The 19,968-nt window shown below is 63.7% G+C and carries 16 protein-coding genes; 9 read left to right on the top strand and 7 right to left on the bottom strand.

Translation table 11 applies throughout. The annotated features are described in order from the left end of the window. The first annotated feature begins 860 nt into the window (after positions 1-860). Together AC3XYG_RS32255 and pgm are read left to right on the top strand one after the other, a co-directional pair. Positions 861-3,698: a DEAD/DEAH box helicase gene (locus AC3XYG_RS32255; protein ID WP_489143983.1), complete on the top strand. Its 2,838-nt coding sequence runs from the start codon at positions 861-863 to the stop codon at positions 3,696-3,698. A 252-nt stretch (positions 3,699-3,950) separates the two neighbouring features. Then, positions 3,951-5,600 carry a phosphoglucomutase (alpha-D-glucose-1,6-bisphosphate-dependent) gene (gene pgm, locus AC3XYG_RS32250; protein ID WP_489143982.1) on the top strand — a complete coding sequence of 550 codons (1,650 nt, stop codon included), beginning with the start codon at positions 3,951-3,953 and terminating at the stop codon, positions 5,598-5,600. Positions 5,601-5,620: 20 nt separating this feature from the next. On the opposite strand, the gene AC3XYG_RS32245 is transcribed toward pgm, so the two are convergent. The 4 genes from AC3XYG_RS32245 to AC3XYG_RS32230 all read right to left on the bottom strand — a co-directional run bounded on the left by AC3XYG_RS32245 (position 5,621) and on the right by AC3XYG_RS32230 (position 9,410). Further along, on the bottom strand, positions 5,621-6,469 hold the full coding sequence (locus AC3XYG_RS32245) for a winged helix-turn-helix domain-containing protein (protein ID WP_489143981.1): 849 nt from the start codon (positions 6,467-6,469) through the stop codon (positions 5,621-5,623). Between the two features lie 613 nt (positions 6,470-7,082). Then, positions 7,083-7,949 carry a hypothetical protein gene (locus tag AC3XYG_RS32240; RefSeq protein ID WP_489143980.1) on the bottom strand — a complete coding sequence of 289 codons (867 nt, stop codon included), beginning with the start codon at positions 7,947-7,949 and terminating at the stop codon, positions 7,083-7,085. A 169-nt stretch (positions 7,950-8,118) separates the two neighbouring features. Next, positions 8,119-8,331, bottom strand: coding sequence for a hypothetical protein (locus AC3XYG_RS32235; RefSeq protein WP_489143979.1), 213 nt, complete (start codon positions 8,329-8,331; stop codon positions 8,119-8,121). A gap of 308 nt (positions 8,332-8,639) precedes the next feature. Continuing rightward, complete coding sequence (locus AC3XYG_RS32230; RefSeq protein ID WP_489143978.1) at positions 8,640-9,410, bottom strand: winged helix-turn-helix domain-containing protein; 771 nt, start codon at positions 9,408-9,410, stop codon at positions 8,640-8,642. A 1,177-nt stretch (positions 9,411-10,587) separates the two neighbouring features. On the opposite strand from AC3XYG_RS32230, the gene AC3XYG_RS32225 reads away from it, so the two are divergent. The 5 genes from AC3XYG_RS32225 (at position 10,588) to AC3XYG_RS32205 (ending at position 14,347) form a co-directional block, all read left to right on the top strand. After that, positions 10,588-11,949, top strand: coding sequence for a cytochrome P450 (locus tag AC3XYG_RS32225; RefSeq protein WP_489143977.1), 1,362 nt, complete (start codon positions 10,588-10,590; stop codon positions 11,947-11,949). Then, complete coding sequence (locus AC3XYG_RS32220) at positions 11,942-12,889, top strand: lysophospholipid acyltransferase family protein (protein WP_489143976.1); 948 nt, start codon at positions 11,942-11,944, stop codon at positions 12,887-12,889. Before AC3XYG_RS32225 ends, AC3XYG_RS32220 begins: the two co-directional genes overlap by 8 nt. 2 nt (positions 12,890-12,891) lie before the next feature. Then, the gene (locus AC3XYG_RS32215) at positions 12,892-13,053 is read left to right on the top strand and encodes a hypothetical protein (protein WP_489143975.1); all 162 of its coding nucleotides are present in this window, start codon (positions 12,892-12,894) and stop codon (positions 13,051-13,053) included. Positions 13,054-13,115: 62 nt separating this feature from the next. Next, positions 13,116-13,466: a hypothetical protein gene (locus AC3XYG_RS32210; protein ID WP_489143974.1), complete on the top strand. Its 351-nt coding sequence runs from the start codon at positions 13,116-13,118 to the stop codon at positions 13,464-13,466. Positions 13,467-13,567: 101 nt separating this feature from the next. Beyond that, positions 13,568-14,347 carry an SDR family oxidoreductase gene (locus tag AC3XYG_RS32205; RefSeq protein WP_489143973.1) on the top strand — a complete coding sequence of 260 codons (780 nt, stop codon included), beginning with the start codon at positions 13,568-13,570 and terminating at the stop codon, positions 14,345-14,347. Here the strand turns inward: AC3XYG_RS32205 and AC3XYG_RS32200 are convergent. Next, a complete protein-coding gene (locus AC3XYG_RS32200) occupies positions 14,329-15,609 on the bottom strand; it encodes a DUF2325 domain-containing protein (RefSeq protein WP_489143972.1) in 1,281 nt (426 codons plus the stop codon). The genes AC3XYG_RS32205 and AC3XYG_RS32200 overlap by 19 nt on opposite strands. A gap of 99 nt (positions 15,610-15,708) precedes the next feature. Here AC3XYG_RS32200 and AC3XYG_RS32195 point away from each other — a divergent pair, with 99 nt between their 5' ends. After that, positions 15,709-16,413 carry a M24 family metallopeptidase gene (locus AC3XYG_RS32195; protein ID WP_489143971.1) on the top strand — a complete coding sequence of 235 codons (705 nt, stop codon included), beginning with the start codon at positions 15,709-15,711 and terminating at the stop codon, positions 16,411-16,413. 8 nt (positions 16,414-16,421) lie between these two features. Here AC3XYG_RS32195 and AC3XYG_RS32190 read toward each other — a convergent pair whose 3' ends face one another. Then, positions 16,422-16,802, bottom strand: a complete 381-nt coding sequence (locus tag AC3XYG_RS32190; RefSeq protein ID WP_489143970.1) for a DUF779 domain-containing protein — start codon at positions 16,800-16,802, stop codon at positions 16,422-16,424. A 57-nt stretch (positions 16,803-16,859) separates the two neighbouring features. After that, positions 16,860-18,380, bottom strand: a complete 1,521-nt coding sequence (gene adh, locus AC3XYG_RS32185; RefSeq protein WP_489143969.1) for an aldehyde dehydrogenase — start codon at positions 18,378-18,380, stop codon at positions 16,860-16,862. 205 nt (positions 18,381-18,585) lie between these two features. Here adh and AC3XYG_RS32180 point away from each other — a divergent pair. After that, a partial coding sequence (locus tag AC3XYG_RS32180; protein WP_489143968.1) for an aldehyde dehydrogenase family protein occupies positions 18,586-19,968 on the top strand: 1,383 nt, incomplete at its 3' end.

Genomic DNA, 19,968 nt, shown 5'->3' with positions numbered 1-19,968 from the left:
CTGCTGGAGTACGACGCCGCTCAGGTCTGGCTCGTCCCCGAGGCACCCGACCCCGCGCCCCCCATCCACGACTGGACTGTTGTAGATCTACCCTTTTACGATCCGAGTGCTACGGCGGCACCCATAATTTCTGATGTCTTTGCGGGGCGCCATGAATGGCGCCCCAGCACGAAGGCAGCTCTATTGGCGCAGGCGACATCGATATCGCACGCCCAAGGACTCGCCGCGGCAGAGAGGATCTTTAAGGATCTGCTCGAAGAAGCGAGGTGGGGGAACTTGTTTCGGACTTGGCTTCGACTGGCTCCCCTAGTCAACTGTGCCCGCAGCCTTGCTCTTGCGATCGAGCTTAAAACCCTGTGGGACGACACTCCTCGGTTCTGGAGATTTAGGAGTGCGCGGAGTGGCCCGACCCGATATCAAGAAACTGCGCGGGGCCACTACGGCTGGACGACATCGCTTGCCGTTGCTGAGATTGGTTCGGGGCTACCAGCCGAGCGCCTCCTCGACGAGGATTGGCTCGGCGAATGGGAGGAGTTGGACTCCCCCTGTCCCGGCTTCTGGAGTTTTGCTGCCTACGCACGGATTAGGGCGGAAGGCGACGAGGCTGAGGCCGCAGCCTTCAAGGCGATCGCGGCCAGTAATAGGGCAACGCGGGCACTACACACGCATGAGTTCTGCGAACACTTAGGTTCTGGGCGCCGGACGGGCGGTTGGGACGCAGACCGCGGACCTCGGCTCGACATCGTTGCGCCCTCGTTCATTCTGCATACCAATAGCTTGGACAGCGGGCCACCGGCAGTTTCTTTGCCGGCTCCGTCGCCTAGCGAACAGATTGAGACACCCGAGAGGCAGGAGTGAGCATGAGAACGGCGCCGCTGCGTCCGGTTGAGGGCACTTGGGTACGCCGCCGCGACGAGTCGCGCATTGGGCGTGTGACACGTGTTTCTGATGGGCCGGGCGGTCTGAAACTCGATGTGGACTGGGGCGGCGTGCCCTCGGTGGAGAGCCTGGACACAATCTCTAGTGGCATTTTGCCCAGCTTCACTGTCCAGGACATCCCACACTCGGTTGGGCGCCGGACCCTCGGCGTCGGTCGCGTCATCGCGGTGCGCACTCTTGCCGGATACGACCAAGCGCTCGTCCAATTTCAATCGGACGGACGCTCTATCTGGATGGCGAGCTACGGACTTAGACGCATCATGGATCCTCAACTCGCGTTCGTCCGGTCGATGCCAGCGCACGCTGATGCCGGTGAGCGCTTCGCATTGTGCGTGATCGGGCATGCTTTGAGATCCTGGAACGAGGCGACTGGCGCGCTCGATCGGCTCGATGTCGATCCTCTTCCCCATCAGATCCAACTCGTGCACCGCATCCTCACGTCTGGCACAACGAACTGGATCATTGCTGACGATGTCGGGTTGGGAAAGACGATTGAGGTTGGCCTGCTTCTAGCCGCGTTACAACGATCGAGAGATTTACGGCGCATTCTGGTGGTCTGCCCAGCCGGCCTCACTCGACAGTGGCAGGATGAGATGCACGTGAAGTTTGGCCGTGATTTCATGATCTATGGCTCGGACTTCCACGCAGACGCGGCATGGAAATGGCGCCTCCAGGAATCCGTCATCGCTTCACTAGACCTCGTGAAGCCGCGGGACCGCGAGGATGAAGGATTCGACAACGGTACGCACTTTGGTCGCTTGCTGATGGCGGGCCACTGGGACTTAGTTATCTTCGACGAGGGGCACCGACTCAGCCGGACGGACGACGGTAGCCAAACGCTGCGCTTCGTCCTGGGGCGGGCGTTGCGTGAGCGGACTCGGTCGCTACTGCTTCTCTCCGGTACGCCGCATCAAGGCGATACAGGTAAGTTCCGCTCGCTCCTCAAGCTGGTGCGCCCTGACCTTGCAGATGCTGTCGACGAGTTGGAACTTCATCCCGAAGTTGTTGGCGACGTTGTGCTCAGGAATCGCAAGATCGACGTGACGGACGCGAATGGTGATTTCATCTTTAAGGGTCACACTGTTCGCCGCGTGATTGTTAACCCAACTCTCGAGATGCGAGAACTTGACCGACGGCTTAAGGCCTATCTCAGACTCGGCTATCGTGCGGGCGAGCGCGTGGGTGGATCGGGCGGACGTGCTATCGGATTTGTGATGACCACGTACCGAAAGCTCGCTTCTTCAAGCGTCGCGGCGATCGACCGTGCTCTGCGTCGGCGTTTGGAACGCCTGCAAACCGATGGTCGCGCAACGCAGGATGTTGCAGGGCTTGGGGAGATGGACATCGACGACAGCATGGACGATTTTGCCGATCGTGAACTCGGCGGCCCGGCGGGAGAATTCTTCGACGCAGAGGCCGATATGATTCGCGGTGTACTCGACCACTGTAGCGCTGCCGCTGCAGCCGACGCGAAGATCGAGGCATTTCGTCGAGTTTATGATGAAATCGTTGTGCGCGGTGGCCGCAAGATACTGGTGTTCTCAGAATACAGGGCGACGCAAGATCGATTGGTTGAGGAGGTGTACCGCCTGTCCGGGCGTGTGCCGGTACAAATCAACGGCGGACAGAAGCTTAAAGAGAAGATCTCAGCAATGGAGGCGTTTGACGCTGACGCCAACGTATTGATCTCTACCGAAGCAGGAGGAGAGGGCCTCAATCTCCATCGCAACTGCCATGTTGTCGTCAATTTCGATCTGCCCTGGAATCCGGCCCGGATCATACAGAGAATTGGACGAGTCTACCGATATGGGCAAACTAAACATGTAGTTGTTCTTAATTTTCATTCAAATGATACAATTGATGGTGAAATTCTGTCCTCGGCATTGGAGCGTGTCGAATCGCTTGCTCGTGAGATGGCGACGGTAAGCGGTGAATTCGATGAGCGCTATGCGTCCGAGATTCTGGGCGATTTGCTCGATCAATTGGATCTTTCGTCGATTCTGAACGACGCGATGGCTGAGACGGTGTCGCGCAGCATGGAGCGCGTTAAGGAGGCCGTTGAGCGCGCGCAACGGGCACGCATGCTCCAGGACGAGATTCTCAGCGCCGCCAGCAGCTTCAACCCCGCGGCGGTTATGCGTCTTGGCCGGTTTACGACGGCGCATGTCATGCATTTTGTTCGGCGCATGGCGCCGTTCGTTCAGATCGAGGTGACGGTACGCGACGTTGCCTCGGAAAGGTTTCAACTCCGTTTACCCGAAGAAATGCGCGGTCGGTATCCTGAGTTCATCGGGCGGCTTGTCATCGATGCAACAACCAGCCGGGCGACGGCAGCGCGCGTGCGTGCGACAACGCTGATCGACTTCGGTGGCGAGTTCCTGCGAGATCTCGTTGAGGTATCATCCGCGCCGGAATTCGGCGGCGGCTACGCCTCGCTACGGCTTCCGGACTATCTCGGCGAGGTTGCGGCGTTTCTGATGCGCTGGCAGTCGGATCAAGGCGAAACCCTATCGGAGGAACTCCACCTGATCCGTCGTGCCGCCGACGGCAGTGTTGCTCTCGACGATCGCTTGGTTGGGCGTCTGCTTGAAGAGGAAATCGCTACTACGAGTGTCGTTCAGACCAACGATAGTAACGCACGGCAAACGGCGATTCCGGCGATGATGGCGTATGTCGAGACAATTGCGGCTCCCCAGGTCAATCGTCTGCGGATGCTCAACGATATCATCTTGTTGGCGGTCGCCGATGCTCGTCTGTAAATCGGCAGTGGCTTGGGGCACGGTCACCAGATCTCGCCTAGTTGGGACAGCCCTTACGAAGGGGGCAGTTTAAATTCGGACGAGCCTAAGGCGTCGCCTGTTTGGGCGTACTGTGCTCGGGCGAACGCGAAGAACTCCCACAACGGCACCATCTCCCCCATCCCCCCGTTCCCATCCTCGACAGGCGGCGCCGGCTGGCGCAATTTGCCGTGTCGTCGTTCCAATCCACCGTTCAGCCCTGGGGTGGCAAAGATGGTCAGTCCGCTTGCGGGGAAGCCCGTCGATCCGTCCGATCTCGTCAACCTGCCGCGGCTGGTGACGGCGTATTTCGCCAACCGGCCCGACCCGGCCGTCGCGGCCCAGCGCGTCGCCTTCGGCACGTCGGGCCATCGCGGCTCGGCCTTCGCCGGCAGCTTCAACGAAACCCATATCCTCGCCATCACCCAGGCGATCTGCCTGTACCGCAAGAAGGCCGGGATCGACGGGCCGCTGTTCATCGGCATCGACAGCCATGCGCTGTCCGAACCGGCGCTGGCCAGCGCGCTGGAGGTGCTCGCCGCCAACGGCGTCGAGACCATGATCGACCGGGAGGACGGCTACACCCCGACGCCGGTCATCTCGCACGCCATCCTTGGCTACAACCGCGGCCGCAGCGCCGGCCTGGCCGACGGCATCGTGGTGACGCCGTCGCACAACCCGCCGGAGGATGGCGGCTTCAAGTACAACCCGCCGAACGGGGGGCCGGCCGACACCGAGGTGACCGGCTGGATCGAGCGCACGGCGAATGAGCTGATCGAACAGTCGCTCGCCGGCGTCCAGCGCATCCCGTACCAGCGCGCCCTGAAGGCCGCGACCACGCACCGCCACGACTATGTCGATGGCTATGTCAGCGATCTCGCCAGCGTCGTCGACCTCGAGGCGATCCGCGCCTCCGGCGTCCGCATCGGCATCGACCCGCTGGGCGGCGCCGCGGTGCATTACTGGGCGCCGCTGATCGAACGCTACGGCATCGCCGCCACGGTGGTCAGCGACATCGTCGACCCGACCTTCCGCTTCATGACCGCGGATTGGGACGGCAAGATCCGCATGGATTGCTCGTCGCCCTACGCCATGACCCGGCTGCTGGGCCTGCGCGACCAGTTCGACGTCGCCTTCGCCAACGACACCGACGCCGACCGCCACGGCATCGTCACCCGGTCCGCCGGGCTGATGAACCCGAACCATTTCCTGGCGGCGTCGATTTCCTACCTGTTCACCCACCGCAAGGGCTGGCGCGCCGACAGCGCCGTCGGCAAGACGCTGGTCAGCAGCAGCATGATCGACCGGGTCACGGCGCAGCTGGGCCGGCGGCTGCTCGAGGTGCCGGTCGGCTTCAAATGGTTCGTCGACGGCCTCAGCGACGGCTCGGTCGGCTTCGGCGGGGAGGAGAGCGCCGGCGCTTCCTTCCTGCGCCAGGACGGCACGGTGTGGACCACGGACAAGGACGGGCTCATCCTCGGCCTGCTGGCTGCCGAGATCACCGCCGTGACCGGCCGCGACCCCAGCGAGCTCTACACGGGGCTGACCCAGCAACTGGGCACGTCTCACTACGCCCGCACCGACGCGCCGGCATCGGCCGAGCAGAAGCGCGTGTTCAAGACCCTGACGCCGGAGCGGCTGGACGCCAGGCAGCTGGCGGGCGAACCGGTGGTGCAGACCCTGACCAAGGCGCCGGGCAACGGCCAGCCCTTCGGCGGCATCAAGGTCGCCACCGAGAATGGCTGGTTCGCGGCCCGCCCCTCCGGCACCGAGGAGGTCTACAAGATCTACGCCGAAAGCTTCCGCAGCGAAGATCATCTGCGGCAGATCCAGGGCGACGCCAAGGCCCTGATCGGCCGCGCCTTCGCGGCACCGCCGGCTTAGGGCCTCGGGGCTCGCCACGATCAGGATTGATTGACGTATTCGACATTCTCGGTGAATCGATAGCCCTGCCCACGAATGCTCTCGATAATGTCGGAGCCGAGCTTCTTCCGAAGCCTTAGAATCTGCACGTCGACGGCCCGGTCGGTCACGCGGCCGTGAATGTGCGTCACGCTGGCGAGGTAGGATCGGCTCAGGATGCGCAGCGGGCTGTCCATGAACGCAATCAGCAGGGAGAGTTCGACACGGGTGAGATAGACCGCGTCCTTGCCGTTCTGCAGCAGGCGCATCGTCCTCTTGTCGAATTTCCAATCGGCGAAGCGATAATATCCGTATGCTTCGGTCTCGGCGGCACGTATCGGACCGGAACGGCGGACAACGGCCCGGATCCGTGCCAGTATTTCTCTCGGATCAAGGGTGGCATTCAGGAAATCATCTGCGCCCAATTCAAGGGAGATGACCCTGTCGACCTCTTCGGAATTGGTGCCCAGTATCAGCAAGGGGAAATTCGACAAAGAGCGAATGTGCTTGAGCGCATTGAGGGTGATGAATTCCTTGCGCTGCCATTCCAGCATGAAGACATTGTCGTTGAGATAGCTGTGGGCGAAGTATTCGTCGATGTCCGGGGCGATGCGCACGCGGACGCCCAGATTTCGCAGATGCTTGATGGCCTGAATCGTGGCCTCGGCATAGAAATCGCCGAACAGCACGATATTGACTGCCGGGGGCGCCGACCCGGTGGCCGGTTGGGGGCCGCTTTGGGTGGGCACGATCTTGCGCTCGGGCTGATTCATCGGCTTATCGTTGATTTCGAAGCACTGACCCCAGGCGGCCGGCCGCAATGTGCCGGCCCGGCCCCGCAGCAGCGTCAATCGTCGTCGTCCTCGAATTCGGCTTCGATGTCCGCGAGCGCTCTATCCCATTCATCCTGGCGCTCGTCCCATGCCGACAGCGCGTCCCGCCAGGCCGACAGCGACGCCGCCCCCGTGCGGCGTGTAGAAGCGGATCATCTCCTCGGTCAGCGGCATGGTCGGCTCCGGAATGGCGGGCGGGGAGTGCGGCCCGGATCCGGGCGGCTGGGATGCTGCAGACCCCGGACATAGAGAGCGTCGGGGCGGCGGCAAAGGCGATTTCGGCTACGAAAAGCGATTTCAGTTACAACTGAAACGGCGGTCCCGCCGGGCCCGGTCGCGGCCCGGCCCGGGGGTGATCCGCCTGCTGGAGCGATCCGCGCCGGTGGCCGGATCGGGCTGCATCCGGCCGTGGCATCCGCCTGCCGCGCTATCCGGGAATCGAGATCCCGGTCAGCTGCCTCATGAATTGTAGCAAGTATTTCGGCGCGCTTTTTACCGTGGGGCGACTATCCCTGATCAAGAACGAGAAATAGTCGTGGTCGTCATGCAGGCGCTGACGCAACTTCTCACCGGATTTGCAGATGGTCTCGATGGAGTCTTTCTTCACGGCATCCATATCGATCGGATCAAGTTAGGCGGCCCGGATCAGCGCCAGTGCGGAGTCGATGCCTGCCATCATCCCGTCGACGACGGCATCCTCCGTTTCGATCTCTCTCCGCACCCGGGGATCGGCGGTGGGGGCGTGGGTCGCTTCATCCGGGCGCCGGGAAAACCTCTGCCTGGCGCCCTCGATCCGCTCGAAGGCTTCGGAGAACCTGGCATTGACCGCCTTCGCAACCCGTTCCACCGTTCCGAGCGAGTTCCCGGCCTCGCGGAGATCGCGCCTCAGCTCCGCCGCCATGAGCAGCATCTCGATATCTCTTCTGGCCTGCAGCAAGGCTTCGAACCGTCCCGCGAGCGTCGTGCTTTCTTCCCCGCTTTGTCGTTCTCGTGCGGATCGGACAGCATCGACCGCGGCCTTGGCGTCCGCCCGACGAGGGTCCTGATCGGCCGGACCTTCGTCTGCCGCGTCGATCCCGCCGAGCAACCCTGGCGGTGTGTTGAAGATGGCACTCCAGAATTTCGGCAACCAGGCCGGCTCGTCTCTCATCTCCGTTTGGGCGGCGAGATAGGATCTGGATGTCTCTTCCATCTCGGAAATGAGGCCCGCCATCTCTCGCAATTGCGTTTCGATCAGGCCGATGTCGGGCTCTGCATTGGCGCCAGGCTCCTTCTCCATGGTCGCGAATTCCTGTTGCGCGATCGTGAGAAGGGCCTTCGACGCGGCCTTCGCACGCTCCATCGCCGCCTGGTACGACGCGAAATTCCGATCGATGATCTCGATCCGGGATGTCAGCTCCGCGATGATGGTTTTTGGGAGAGGACCCTTGCCATTGATCGAATTGGGATAGAGGCCGTCCAGATACGGGTTGAGCGCGGTGTCCCCGAAACGCTGCATGCCGGTTCCTTAAACTATCCCGATATTTCGATGACAGGCTGACCTGACCGCGTTTCTGCACGGCCCGATCCCGGCCGCACCCGTGCCGTGCATTGCCGTCATCGGGCGATGGCCGGGCAGATGCGGGACAAGCGGAGGGTTGGACGGTGCGAGGATGCGCCGCTAAAGATCAGAGCGGATGGTGATCGAGGATGCCGAGCTGCTGCCCTATCCGGCCCAACCGTTTCGAAGTCCCGGTCAGCTGCGCCTGCGCCTTCTCCATCTCGTTGTCGACGCGGATGATCCGTACCTTGAATTCCTTGATCTCCTGGCTCAGGTCGTCGAATTTGTCGTCGATACGACGAAGAAGACGATGAATCGCGACAACATCTTGGTCCGGCATGCATAGAACCTTGTGGATCCGAGGGATGAAATCTTGGATTGCTTAGGGTGGAGGCCCTCTCGGGCGAAGCTGCACCGTCACAGTGGATGTGAATCCAATTGCAAGCTGCCATCCTCCAAAGAATGACTTCATATGATATTTTTGTTACTCGATAATTTCGCAGTGTCGGAAATGTGTTTCAATATTGTAACTGTCCAAGTCGCGGGATCTCATCCGCGCCCTTCTTCCCGAGAAATTGGGCCGATGATCGTCGCGACGGAAACCGAAAGGGTTCGCCGCCGCATCCCCGGCGATGGCGGGCGTCGGGGCTAGATCTGGGCCCGGTTCTCGACTCGTTGGGTAAACCTGTAGCCTTGGCCACGGACACACTCGATGATGCCGGGGTCGAGTTTTTTCCGAAGCCTCAAAATCTGCACATCCACGGCTCGGTCCGTCACGCTGCTATGAACATGCGTCGCGCGGGCGAGGTAGGATCTGCTCAGGATCCGCAACGGCGCGTCGACGAATATCATCAGCAGAGAAATTTCTCCACGCGTGAGAACGATGTCTTCCCCGCCCTGCCGGCGAAGGCGCATTCTTTTCTTGTCAAAGATCCAGTCTGAAAAGCAGATGTAGTCTCCATTTTCGATGTCTATGCTGTCCGGTTTCTGGAAACGACGAAACAGTGCCCGGATTTTTGCTAGAATCTCGGTAGATCCAAGTGTCGTACTAAAGAAGTCATCCGCACCCAGCTCGAGGGCGATAACCCGTTCGATCTCTTCGGAGTTGGAGCTCAATATAAGAAGCGGCAGGTCCGACAGGGACCGAATATATTTCAGGATGCTGATCGTTCGAAATTCTTTCCGTTCCCATTCGAGCATCAGTAGGTTGTCGTTGATATAGGTATTGCAGAAATATTCTTCGACATCGGGGGCGATGCGAATCCGGGCGCCCAGCTTGCGTAAGCTGGCGATGGTCTGATCTGCGCATTCCGAACGCGAGGTTCCGAAGAACACGATATTCACCGCGGGCGATAGCGGCCCGAACGTCTCGGCATGTTCGTTCGCTGTGGGCGGATCTTTGTACGCAGTCAGGGTCATCTGGCGTCCCACTGATTGGGAGGGGCGATTGCCGGTTGCCGGTGGCAGATCGTGCAAAAGAGGCGATCCACCCCGCCTTTGAGCGGGCGGGCATCCTGGCCTGGCCGGGTTGGAATTGGATTCACGGTGCCCGGTTAAATGGGCTTGGCCGATTTCAGAGCTGCGTCCGGACAATCGGGGCCGGCGTGGCTGTCGCTCTGGTAATTTTGAAGACGTCCCATTTTATAACGATCATCGACCATGCCCCCAATCTGCGGCCTCAACAGTCTCCCCCCTTTTTGGATTGATCACGCCTTTTTCAAGGATTGGTCATGAACTGTGGCCCGCGCCATCAGGCGGACCTGGTTCGTCCCAGGCGTGCTGAAGGTATTGTTAGCATACAAGCAAAAAAGGATAAATTAATTAAAGTTCAAGTTGATCGCTTTGCCTTGTGTTCTTGGATACAAGATAGATCAATGTTGCGATTGGCGAAGAATTTCAAACTATCGCCAAGCCTCTTCCAGTTTACGTGAATGAAAGTTGAACCAGGATCAAGCATATGGCCAGCTGATCTCTATGGCAGCGCTGCCACCGCAGCCAGTGACATTGCCGGCCCGAACCCCGCTTCGCGACGGCGGTTGAATACGGCGAGACCCGCAGCGACCGCTGAGATCTTCCCTGCGGGCCGGTGTTCCCCTCACCACGGCCATGCTCCCGTTGCCTCCGACGCAACAAATGCTCCATCGGCGGTCTATCGGAATTGTTCCAGTCGCCGTAGCACCGGCCAGAGTCTAGGTAGGACAATTGGCGGGGATAATCATTGTCAGCTTGCCCGGCGTCGGCAAACGCCGAGAGAAATACATTTGTTATAAATTTATCTTAATGAGCTAATGAATCGACGGAGTGTCAGAGACTCTATGCGGGCTTATTATCCTAGGATTTAGGATCATAGGCTCTCTGAATTCTGGCGTGCCCTCAATGATTTCATAAGGAGTCCCAGGAGCTCACGAAAGTTTTCCTAGATTTAGACGAAAGATTCCATTGTTTTTGATTCAAAATCTAATATTATCCCCGCGTTATTTGCTTCTCAAAGTCTTCCGCAACGGAGTATTCCGCTATGCGTGGATCATCCTGAGAGATGCAGGAATTCGTCCCGCCGTATCCAGATCGTCCAAAGAAAGCGATTCCGACATTCCAGATGCTTCGTCTCGGAATGCAGAATTTTTTGGGCATCTGGGAAGAGAAGGCCTTCGAATATCAGACGATGTCGATGCAGCTGCTGGCACGACAGGTCTTTATCTGCAACAGCCCCGATACGGTTCGCTACGCTTTCGTGTCGCAGGCGGCAAATTTCGAGCGCAAAAGCCCGCAGATGCGGAACGCCCTGTCGCCACTTCTCGGCGATGGGCTCTTCGTCAGTGACGGCGAAACCTGGAAGCAGCGACGTCGCATGGTGGCGCCGGTGCTCCACACCTCGCGCCTCGGCCAGTTCGCCCCCCTGATCGTCGAGGCGGCCGGTGAGCTCGGCGCCAGATGGGCCGCCCTGTCGCCGGGGTCGACCGTCGATGTGCTGAAGGCCATGGCGCAGCTGACCGCCGAAATCATCGGCCGGACAGTCTTCGGCCGGGCGCTCGGCGCCAACCGCACCGGGGCGGTGGTCGAGGCATTCAGCGAGTACCAGAAGCACGCCGACCAGCGCGACCTGGCCTCGCTGCTCGGACTGCCGTCCTGGATCCCACGCCGGCGCGGGCCGGAAATCGCCCGGTCGGCGGCCCGGATCCACGCCATCCTCGACGGGGTCATCGCCGATCTCAAAGGCACGGATGGCGACGGATCGGTGATCCGGATGCTGATGAAATCGCGGCAGGATGGCGGTCTCGATGATGCGGCGCTGCGCAACGAGGCGGCCGTGATCTTCATGGCCGGTCACGAAACCACCGCCAATTGCCTGGCTTGGGCCTGGTATCTGCTGTCGCAGGCGCCGGAGGTCGAGGCTCGCCTGCATGACGAGCTCGACACCGTGCTCGGCGGGCGGGCGCCGACGCTGGCGGATGTGCCCCGGCTGGTCTACACGCGCGCCATCATCGAGGAGACGCTGCGTCTCTATCCGCCGGTGCCGCTGCTGGCGCGCGAGGCGGCACAGGAAGATTCCATCCGCGGCCGCAGGGTGAAGGCCGGCGCCCTGGTCATTGTGGTGCCGTGGCTGCTGCACCGGCACCGCCTGTTCTGGCGCGATCCCGACCATTTCATCCCGGACCGCTTCCTGCCCGGCAGTCCGGACGCCCCGCAGAAATACGCCTATGTGCCGTTCAGCGTCGGCCCGCGGGTCTGTGCCGGCCTGTCCTTCGGCTTGACGGAATCGATCCTTTGCCTGGCCGCCCTGGCGCGGACGGCAAGGCTGCGGCTCGCCCCCGGCACCCTGGTCCAGCCGGTGTGCCGCCTGACGCTGCGCCCCGGTGACAGTCTGCCGATGACATTGTCGGCCCGGGCGGGGCGCCGGCGCGATCCGGCGGTCGCCTCGGCCGCTCCAGCCTTGCGCTGCCCGGTCGGCCATGGCTGACGGGACGCCGCCGCTCTCCGCGATCTGGGGTGGGGCGGAGGCGCGCGCGGCCTGGCGGCGCTACTGGCTGCGCGACACCCTGTCGGGCCTGACCGACACCGCGGTCCATTACGGCCTCAGGGCGTCGCCGGTCGAGCTTTGCTCGGCAGCCGGCCACTGGCTGGGCCGGTGGTTCGGATCGCGACATCGCGTCTGGCAGGCCCGGGCGCTGCACAATGTCCGGACGCTGCGGCCGGATCTGGATGATGCCGCCGCCGCTGGCACCGTTCGGCAGATGTGGGGCCATGTCGGCAGTTCCATGGCCGAATTCTCGGCGCTGGAGCGGATCTGGGCCTCTGGACGCGTCGCGATCGAGGGGCTGGAGAACCTCGATGCGGCGCGGGCCACCGGGCGCCCGCGGATCGCGGCGGCCCTGCACCTCGGCAACTGGGAAATCGTCGGTCCGACGCTGCTGGCGCTCGGGGAGAACGGTCTCGACGTCTACCAACCGCCGCGCAACCGGTTCGAACGGCGCATCGCCGATCGCATCAGGCGGCGCTTCGCCGACCATCTGGTGCCGCCCGGGCCGGCCACGGCGCGCCGCCTGTACAGGGCGCTCGCCGAGGAGGGGCGTGGCGTCGTGCTGTATGTCGATGAATTCCAGAATGGCCGCGTCCACGCCCCGTTCTTCGGGCGGCCAGTCCGCCTCGACGGCAATCTGGCGCGGGTCGTGCGCCTGGCGCAGATGGCGGACGCCGTCATCATCCCGGCCTATTGCCTGCGGACGGGCAGGGGGCGCTTCCGGATGCATATCCTGTCGCCGGTCCGGGTCGGGCCGCGGACGGATGGGCCGGGACTCATGCAGGAGGTGGCGCGTCTCGACTCGATCATCGCGCCCGTCGTGCGCCGTCACATCGAGCAGTGGTTCATGCTGCACGACCTCGTGCTGGATGAAGGGTAACCATGAGTTCCGCCGACCTGCTGCTCATCCTTTCAATAGATGAAAGAGGAAGGCCGCGGCACTATGCCATTTCACAGGCACGGCCTGCTCAATTTGCGGGCAACTGTCATCTTTCGGCAAAGATCGGAAACAATAAAATTAAAATTGATCCTTTTTTAATTTGACGGACATATTGAAATAAGACTATCTGCCTTATTATTGACTTTCTGAGGATTCGGAGATCTACATGGGGTCTTGCGTAAAAGAAATAGAAGAGGCACTTCAGACATCTGTCGAAATTGCTACGGCATATGCAGTAAATAATGAGATTTCTGACTTCGATATGGAAATTTTAGTCAATCGTATATTCAATATTTTAACAAAATCGGCTGGTTATGAACTGATTGATTGCGGAGAGTCTGGTGCCTCCGCAAAGCGCAATACCGAGATCATTTGCGCGCTGTTCCAGAGCTCGCCCATGGGCCGGGTGGCCGTGCGAAGTGCGACGCTTCCTCGCAGCGCCCATGCCAGACGGAATCGGGTCAGAGGAGTCCTGAGGCGCATGCACCGGCAGCGCGGCATGACCAAGCCCTTCTGAGACTGGTACTCTGACATCCCTCTCGCCCCAGCCCCCGGCGCCGTGCTCAGATCACGTCATCATGCGGCCCGTCGACCGGGCCTTCGGGAATGGAGAATGAGATGGATCTCGGGCTGAAGGGGCGGCAGGCGGTGGTCTGCGCGTCGAGCCAGGGTCTCGGACGGGCCTGCGCGTTGGAGCTGGCGCGGGCCGGCTGCACTGTGGTGGTCAACGGCCGCGACCAGGCCGCGCTGGAAAAGACGGCCGGTGAGATCCGGGCCGAGACCGGGGCTGAGGTGATCGCCGTCGCCGGCGACGTCGCCACCCGCGCCGGCCAGGACGCGCTGCTGCAGGCCGTGCCCCGGGTCGACATCCTGGTCAACAACAATGGCGGCCCGCCGTTCCGCGACTTCCGCGAGATCGACCGCGAGGCGCTGCTGGCCGGCGTGGTCGGCAACATGGCGGCGCCGATCGAGCTGGTGCAGCGGGTGATCGACGGCATGGTCGAACGGCGCTTCGGCCGTATCGTCAACATCACCTCGGCTTCGGTGAAGATGCCGCTGGCGGGGCTCGACCTGTCCAGCGGCGCCCGGGCCGGACTGACCGGTTTCCTTGCCGGCGTGGCGCGGTCGGTGGCCCATGCCAACGTCACCATCAACTTCCTGCTGCCGGGGTCGTTCGACACCCGCCGGCTGCGCTCCGGCCAGCAGGCAGCGGCGGAGCGGCGCGGCGTGCCGATCGAGACGGTGCAGCAGGAGCGCCGGGCCGACATCCCCGCCGGGCGCTTCGGCGAGGCCTCCGAATTTGGCGCGGCCTGCGCCTATCTGTGCTCGGCCCAGGCCGGCTACATCACCGGCCAGAGCCTGCTGATCGATGGCGGCGCCTATCCCGGCGTGCTGTAAGCGCTAAAGCTTTCCATGCCGCCGTTGGCCATCGCGCCGACGGCGGCAACGAAGCTGGCCAGGCTGGCGCTGCGCAGCGGCACGAAGGGCTTGCCGATGTCGCGGCACAGCCGCTTCACCTGCCCGGCCGCGAGGTGGCTGACGCAATCCACCGGGAAGAAGGCGATGTCCGACTGGCTGACCAGGCCGGGCAGCAGGGTGGTGTTGTCCTCGACGCCACCATCATGGCTCAGCAGCACGCCGCCGAGCCGGGCGGTCAGGGCCCTCAGCTGCTCGATCTGTTTCGGCCGCCCGCCGACATAGAGCAGCCGCCGGCCGTGCAGCTCCGGCATCGGCGCCGCGGCTTCCGGTGAGGCCTCCGCCGGCTCGCTTAGGGTCGACTCCAGCGCGGTGAGCTCGGCCGTCAGGGCCTCGGCGTGCCGCTCCAGCCGCTGCACCGTCTCGCCTTGGTCGGCCAGGGCCGCGTCCTGCGCCGCCAGCCGGGCCTCGAGCAGGGCCGACCGCGCCTGCTCGTCGGCCAGGCGCCGCCGCAGGGCGGGGGCCGCGTCGTCTTCCTCGGGCACCACAGTGGCCGGCGCTACCTGTCGCCGCGCGGCCTGCTCCAGCTCCGCCACCCGGCGGGCCAGCGCCTCGCGCTCCACCGCCATCTGCTGCAGCCGCTCTTCCTGCCGGGCGATCTTGTCGTCGCGGTCGCCGAGTTCGTGCTCCAGATGCCGCAGCCGGGCGATGTCGGCGCGGTTGGACATGCCGACGAGGTGCGACAGCATATGCACCTCGCCGAACACCTCCTGCACCAGCGCCTTGTCGGTGGCGGGGTGGGTCAGCACCGCCCAATAGGCGCCGGGGATGTCGCCGCGCTCCAGCGCCTCGTGCCACAGCGCCCGGACATCTTCTGCGGTCTTGGCCTTGGCGAAGCGCTTGACCGGCCCGTCATGCCGCTTGTCCAGCAGCTTGTTCAGCAGCTTGCCGGCGGTGTCGTGCTGCCCCGCGGCGCGCACCGCGCGGCCATGCAGGGTGTGGTCGGAGGCGGTGCGTGCATCGGCATCGTTCAGCTTGGCGAAGAGCTGGCGCAGCTCGCCGGTGGTCAGGCAGGTGCCGACAACGGAACAGTGCAGGGTCGGCGACAGGTCCCAGATCCGGTCGCGGCGGGTGGGCGCCGGGTCGATCGTCGCGGCCGGGACGGGGGCCGGGACCACAACCGGGAACGACGGCAACACCGGGCTCCCCCGGGCGGGGCGCAACAGGGCCGGCAGGGTTGGCACGTCCGATCTCCGTTCGCTATATTCCTTCAGATATAACGATGGTCGCAGATCGCGGCCGGCCGGGCAAGCCCGGGCCGGCCATGCCGGAAAGGACAATTCGTGCAGGAAGATGCCCGTCTCGCCGCATTGCTGCAGGCCGAAGCCAAGGCCGTGGCGCTGCTCGACATGATCGAAGCCGAGGGGCTGATCGCCCCGGGCCGGACCGAACGCGTGGTCGAGAAGGAGATCTACGCCATGGCCGAGGCGGCCTTCGGCGTGACCAAGCACTGGCACAAGCGCATCGTCCGTGCCGGCCCCAACACGTTGTGCATCGCCGCCGACAACCCGCCGGTGCGCGAGATCGGCGCCGACGACACCGTGTTCATCGATCTCGGCCCGGTGTTCGACGAATGGGAGGCCGATGTCGGCCGCACCTATGCCTTGGGGTCGAACCCGGAGAAGCAGCGGCTGTGCGCCGACCTGGAGCATGTGTTCGACGCGCTGCAGCACCATTTCGACACGCATGACGACATCACCGGTGCGGAATTCTTCGCCGAGGCGGAGCGCCTGGCGGAGGAGCGGGGATGGCTGTGGGGCGGCCAGATCGCCGGCCACATCGTCGGGGAATTCCCCCATGCCCGGCTGCCGGGCGACAAGGACCTGTACCGGCTGAGCCCCGAGAACCCGACCCGGATGCGAGACCCCGATGCGCTGGGGCAGAAGCGCTACTGGATCCTGGAGGTGCATCTGGTCGACCAGGGCCGGAGCTGGGGCGGCTTCTACGAGCGGCTGCTGGTCGCGGCTGGGGAGGGCGGCCGCGCCTGAACCGAAAGCTACGCGGCGCGGGCTGGCGGTCCCGCCGCCTCCAGCACCGCGACCTCCTCGTCGGTGAACAGGCGGCTGCGGGTCAGGAAGCGCAAGCCCTCCGGCGCCTCGACGGAGAAGCCGGAGCCGCGGCCCGGCACCACGTCGATGATCAGCTGGGTGTGCTGCCAGTATTCGAACTGGGCGGCGCCGATATAGAAGGGCGTGCCGGCGATTTCGCCCAGCAGCACGTCCTGCGGCCCGACCCGGAAATCGCCGAGCGGAAAGCACATCGGGGCGGAGCCGTCGCAGCAGCCGCCCGACTGATGGAACAGCAGCTTGCCGTGCTGCACCTGCAGCCGCGCCACCAGCTCCGCCGCCTTGTCCGTGATCTCGACTCGGTTGACCATGATGGTTCCCTTCGGCTGGGGCGCGGCCGAAGCCGCGCCCGCCGTGTCGTGCCTACCTCAGAAGAAACCGAGAGCCTTGGTGGAATAGCTGACCAGGAGATTCTTGGTCTGCTGGTAGTGGTCGAGCATCATCTTGTGGTTCTCGCGGCCGATGCCGGACTGCTTGTAGCCGCCGAAGGCCGCATGCGCCGGATAGGCGTGGTAGCAGTTGGTCCAGACCCGGCCGGCCTGGATGGCGCGGCCGAAGCGGTAGGCGCGGTTGCCGTTGCGGGTCCACACCCCGGCGCCCAGGCCGTAGAGGGTGTCGTTGGCGATGGCCAGCGCCTCTTCCTCGTCCTTGAACTTCGTCACCGACACGACCGGCCCGAAGATCTCCTCCTGGAACACCCGCATCTTGTTGTGGCCGGCGAAGATCGTCGGCTCGACGTAATAGCCTTCCGATAGCTCGCCCTCCATCTGGGCCCGCTTGCCGCCGGTCAGCACTTCAGCGCCTTCCTGCCGGCCGATGTCCATGTAGGACAGGATCTTCTCGAGCTGGTCGTTCGAGGCCTGGGCGCCGATCATGGTGGCGGCATCCAGCGGATGGCCCTGCTTGATCTTCTTGGTCCGGGCCACCGCCCGCTCCATGAACCGGTCGTAGATCGATTCCTGGACCAGCGCGCGGCTCGGGCAGGTGCAGACCTCGCCCTGGTTCAGGGCGAACATGGCGAAGCCTTCCAGCGCCTTGTCGAAGAACTCGTCATCGGCGTCGAGCACGTCGGCGAAGAAGATGTTCGGCGACTTGCCGCCCAGCTCCAGCGTCATCGGGATCAGGTTGTCCGAGGCGTACTGCATGATCAGGCGCCCGGTCGTGGTCTCGCCGGTGAAGGCGATCTTGGCGATGCGCTTGTTCTGGGCCAGCGGCTTGCCGGCCTCGACGCCGAAGCCGTTGACGACGTTGACCACGCCGGCCGGCAGAATGTCGGCGATCAGCTCCATCACCACCAGGATGCCCAGCGGCGTCTGTTCCGCCGGCTTCAGCACGACGCAGTTGCCGGCGGCCAGGGCGGGCGCCAGCTTCCAGGTCGCCATCAGGATCGGGAAGTTCCACGGGATGATCTGGCCGACCACGCCCAGCGGCTCATGGAAATGATAGGCCACGGTGTCGTGGTCGATCTCGGAGATGCCGCCCTCCTGCGCCCGTATCACGCTGGCGAAATAGCGCCAGTGGTCGACCACCAGGGGCATGTCGGCGTGGGTGGTCTCGCGGATCGGCTTGCCGTTGTCGAGGCTCTCGACCAGGGCCAGCAGGTCGAGATTGGCCTCGATCTTGTCGGCGATCTTGTTCAGCAGGCGCGACCGCTCCTGCACCGAGGTGCGGCCCCAGGCATCCTTCGCCTTGTGCGCGGCGTCGACCGCCAGCTCGATATCCGCGGCGGATGAGCGCGGCACCTCGCACAGCTTCTTGCCGGTGATCGGGCTGGGGTTGTCGAAATAGCGGCCTTCGACCGGGGCGACCCATTTGCCGCCGATGAAATTCTCGTAGCGATCGCGGACCGGAAGCTTCTCGGAAATCTTCTGCAAGGCCTGGATATACATGGGTTTCCTCCGTGTCGGATGCACCGTTGCGGTGTCTTGCCGGCTGTCTGGCTGGGCCTGCACCCCGGCCGGGGCGGGAGGAGGCCGGGAGGCGGCAGAGCCGTTGCTGACCGAACGATGACCCCTGGCCGAAGACCCGTCAACGCTATATTCATAGAGATATAACGACATGTCCGACATTGCCATTCGACCTAGGGAGGACGACATGAACATCGCCATCAAGAAGCCGTTGCTGGGCTCCGCCGCGGCTTCGTTCCTGGCCAAGGAGCACAAGCTGCTGATCGACGGGAAATGGGTCGCCGCGCGCAGCGGCAAGACCTTCCCGGTGGAAGATCCGGCGACCGAGGAAACCATCACCCACGTTCCGGCCGGCGACAAGGCCGACATCGACGCCGCCGTCGCCGCCGCTCGTCGCGCCTTCGAAACCGGCCCGTGGTCGCGCATCTCGCCGGCCGAACGGTCGCGGCTGGTGTGGCGCCTCGGCGACCTGCTGGAACAGCATGCCGACGAATTCGCCGAGCTGGAGGCGCTGGACAACGGCAAGCCGGTGACCAATGCGCGCCAGGGCGACGTCCAGGGCTCGATCGACATGTTCCGCTACATGGCGGGCTGGGCGACGCGGATGAACGGCCAGACCATCCCGGTCTCCAGCCCCGGCCATTGGCATGCCTATACCCTGCGTGAGCCGGTCGGCGTCGTCGGCCAGATCATCCCCTGGAACTTCCCGCTGATGATGGCGGCCTGGAAGCTGGCGCCGGCGCTGGCCGCCGGCTGCACCATCGTGCTGAAGCCGGCGGAGCAGACGCCGCTGTCGGCCCTGCGCTTCGGCGAGCTGATCCAGGAAGCCGGGTTCCCCGACGGCGTGGTCAACATCGTCACCGGCTTCGGCGAGACCGCCGGCGCGGCGTTGGCCGAGCATCCGGATGTCGACAAGGTCGCCTTCACCGGGTCGACCGAGGTCGGCAAGCTGATCGTCAAGGCGGCGGCCGGCAACCTGAAGCGCGTCTCGCTGGAGCTCGGCGGCAAGTCGCCGGCGATCGTGTTCCCGGACGCCGATCTCGACCTCGCCATCGCCGGCACGGCGGATGCGATCTTCTACAACCAGGGCCAGTGCTGCACCGCCGGGTCACGCCTGTTCGCGCATAAATCGGTCTATGACCGGGTGGTCGAAGGCGTGGCGGCGGCGGCCGGCAACCTCAAGATCGGCCATGGGCTCGACCCGTCGGTCAATCTCGGGCCGCTGGTGTCGAAGGAGCAGCATGAGCGGGTCAGCGGGTTCCTCGAGTCCGGCCGCAGCGAGGGCGCGGAGATCGTCACCGGCGGCAGCGTGCTCGGCAACCAGGGCTATTTCGTTGCGCCGACGGTGCTGGCACGGACCAACCGCGACATGCGGGTGGTGCGCGAGGAGATCTTCGGCCCGGTGGTCTGCGTCCAGTCCTTCGACGACGACGACCTCGACGCCGTGGCCAAGTTCGCCAACGACACGGAGTACGGCCTGCAGGCCAGCGTGTGGACCCGCAATCTGAAGGTCGCCCATGTCATGGCCCGCAAGATCCGGGCCGGCACCATCTGCATCAACGCCCACAAT

The sequence above is a fragment of the Inquilinus sp. genome (assembly GCF_057815775.1).
This window is presented reverse-complemented; position numbering and strand designations above follow the sequence as displayed.

What these genes read in the sequence shown, in the direction of transcription:
- AC3XYG_RS32255 (WP_489143983.1), top strand. Translation starts at nt 861, where the DNA reads ATGAGAACGGCGCCGCTGCGTCCGGTTGAGGGCACTTGGGTACGCCGC.
- pgm (WP_489143982.1), top strand. Translation starts at nt 3,951, where the DNA reads ATGGTCAGTCCGCTTGCGGGGAAGCCCGTCGATCCGTCCGATCTCGTC.
- AC3XYG_RS32240 (WP_489143980.1), bottom strand. Translation starts at nt 7,949, where the DNA reads ATGCAGCGTTTCGGGGACACCGCGCTCAACCCGTATCTGGACGGCCTC.
- AC3XYG_RS32235 (WP_489143979.1), bottom strand. Translation starts at nt 8,331, where the DNA reads ATGCCGGACCAAGATGTTGTCGCGATTCATCGTCTTCTTCGTCGTATC.
- AC3XYG_RS32230 (WP_489143978.1), bottom strand. Translation starts at nt 9,410, where the DNA reads ATGACCCTGACTGCGTACAAAGATCCGCCCACAGCGAACGAACATGCC.
- AC3XYG_RS32225 (WP_489143977.1), top strand. Translation starts at nt 10,588, where the DNA reads ATGCTTCGTCTCGGAATGCAGAATTTTTTGGGCATCTGGGAAGAGAAG.
- AC3XYG_RS32220 (WP_489143976.1), top strand. Translation starts at nt 11,942, where the DNA reads ATGGCTGACGGGACGCCGCCGCTCTCCGCGATCTGGGGTGGGGCGGAG.
- AC3XYG_RS32215 (WP_489143975.1), top strand. Translation starts at nt 12,892, where the DNA reads ATGAGTTCCGCCGACCTGCTGCTCATCCTTTCAATAGATGAAAGAGGA.
- AC3XYG_RS32210 (WP_489143974.1), top strand. Translation starts at nt 13,116, where the DNA reads ATGGGGTCTTGCGTAAAAGAAATAGAAGAGGCACTTCAGACATCTGTC.
- AC3XYG_RS32205 (WP_489143973.1), top strand. Translation starts at nt 13,568, where the DNA reads ATGGATCTCGGGCTGAAGGGGCGGCAGGCGGTGGTCTGCGCGTCGAGC.
- AC3XYG_RS32190 (WP_489143970.1), bottom strand. Translation starts at nt 16,802, where the DNA reads ATGGTCAACCGAGTCGAGATCACGGACAAGGCGGCGGAGCTGGTGGCG.
- adh (WP_489143969.1), bottom strand. Translation starts at nt 18,380, where the DNA reads ATGTATATCCAGGCCTTGCAGAAGATTTCCGAGAAGCTTCCGGTCCGC.